The sequence below is a fragment of the Robiginitalea sp. genome, assembly GCF_049588695.1.
Lineage (GTDB): Bacteria > Bacteroidota > Bacteroidia > Flavobacteriales > Flavobacteriaceae > Robiginitalea.
This window is the reverse complement of record NZ_JBAVZJ010000452.1, coordinates 1-2,018: the sequence shown is the minus strand read 5'-3', so window position 1 is coordinate 2,018 and position 2,018 is coordinate 1. Positions and strand designations below refer to the sequence as shown.

The following is a 2,018-nucleotide window of genomic DNA, read 5'->3' as shown; positions in this document are numbered from 1 at the left end:
GGTTCATTCTCCTTCCAATACATGCCATTTTCCTCACTATAGACGGCCTGTTCTTCTAGGGCTTCCAAGATTTCCCGGGAAGTAGGCGGTTTCCCAAAACGATGCAGGGCCAGGGCAACCATACCTTTTTCATATACTGAGTAAGTCAACCAATCCGCTTCCCCGGACTTCAAATACTGATCTATTATACCTCGCTGTTCTTCGGTTAAAGGATGGTGTTCCAGGAAAAAACTCCGCATATAGAGATAGTGTATATCCGAACGGTCCGGATTTATACGGGATATCTCCGGGTCCTGCTCGAGGCGCCTTTTATGATCCGCAATAAACTCACCATCGAGATAGTCCAGGGCTTTTCTAATGATGGTTTCTTCTCCATCCCCGTTCGCACTCTCGATACCAAGTTTTGCCAAATGGCCGAAGCCGGCCAAAATATGACGGGTGATGTACCTGTTTTCACTTCCTCCGGCAAACCAGGGAAAACCTCCTGAAGGAAGCTGAAGTTGCCGGAGCGTAGCGATGGCTTCTGCCTGCCGATCCTGTACCCCTTCCCCTGTAAAGGCGCGCCCTAATCGGGCATTGTTCTCCTTTTCACTTTCGGCATCACGCAACCAGGGCGATTCCGAAACGATTCTGGATTTCAGTTCAGGGTTCTTTTCCAAAGGGGACTCCGTAATTGTATCCGAGGCCCAGCTCCTAAAGACGGTTTCGATGTCCGGGTGGCTCTCTAAAATGGATTCTGCAATGGCATTGGAATAATAGCGCGCAAAAGTCTGCTCAGCACATTCATAGGGATAATCCATCAAATACGGAAGGGACTTAAGGGCTAACCAGGCCGGATTGGAGGTGTATTCCAGGGTAAACCGATGGTGTTTTATCGATCCTGAGGTATGGGTTTTCAGGTTTTCCAGGGTTACAGATTTCTCCGCTCCGGGAGGCACCCAAACCGGTTTTGACTCCGAGACCATTACCCTGTTTGACAATACTGGAATGATCTTGACCTCCCCATCACTTTTCTGGCCGGCCGTTGCTACCGTTTTTATTTGAAGCGCGCCCATTCCCCTGGGAATGGTGAGCATCCAGGTAACCTCGGCATTGGCCTTAGGTGCGAGTTGGAAGGTCTGATTTCTCGGCCCTTTAATAACCTGAGCAGTGACTGCCTCCATCGTCATCGCGTCCTCAATCTCAAGAATTGATACTCCCGTTAAGGTTTCAGCGGTGAGGTTACTGATTTTGACCGAATAAAACAACGTGTCTTTTTCCCGAATAAAACGCGGGTAATTAGGCACGATGGAAATCTCCTTTTGGGTAATTACGGATTTATCCAGGGCTCCATGTTCTAAGTTCCTGGTATGTCCAAAAAGCATCAGTCGCCATTTCGTCAGGGCCTGAGGGGAGGTGAATTCAAGGTCAATTGCCCCATTCTTATCGGTCCGCAATTGTGGGAAGAAAAATGCCGTTTCCTTCAGATCAGAACGAAATTCTGCTTGCAGGGCACTTGACAAAGCGGCCTTTGTAGTAATTATAAGCACGCCGTGAATACCCTTTGATCCGTAAAGGGATGTAGCGGCTGTACCCTCTAATAAATACGTGTCCTCAATATCTCCCGGATTCAAGTTTAGGTCGCTCACAATAACCCCATCTACCACATATAAAGGACGACTACCCGCCACGGCTGTGTTCGAACCCCTGATCATAACTTGGACTCCCTTCGCTTGCCCCCCCAACTCCTCCATAGCCTCTTCGTATTCAATCACAGTTTCATCCCCAGAAGAAACCGAATAGCCCCGGGCGATTGTGACTACTTCATCCAGTGTATGAGCATCTTCCCTCAATACCACATTCACGGTCTCGGATTTACGAATCCACACAACTTCGGATTGGAACCCTATGTAGGAAATAGTGAGGCTGGATCCCACAGGGGCGTCGAGTGAATAATACCCGTCAAAATCGGTTTGGGCCGTATTTGCAGACCCATTGACAACCACATTCGCCCCTGGTAAAGGATACCCGTACTCATC

1 protein-coding gene is annotated in these 2,018 nt (G+C 48.9%); it reads right to left on the bottom strand.

Annotated elements, in window-relative coordinates; genetic code table 11:
• The coding region (locus tag WBV75_RS10645; RefSeq protein WP_424120589.1) for a carboxypeptidase-like regulatory domain-containing protein at positions 1–2,018 on the bottom strand (2,018 nt) is incomplete at both ends.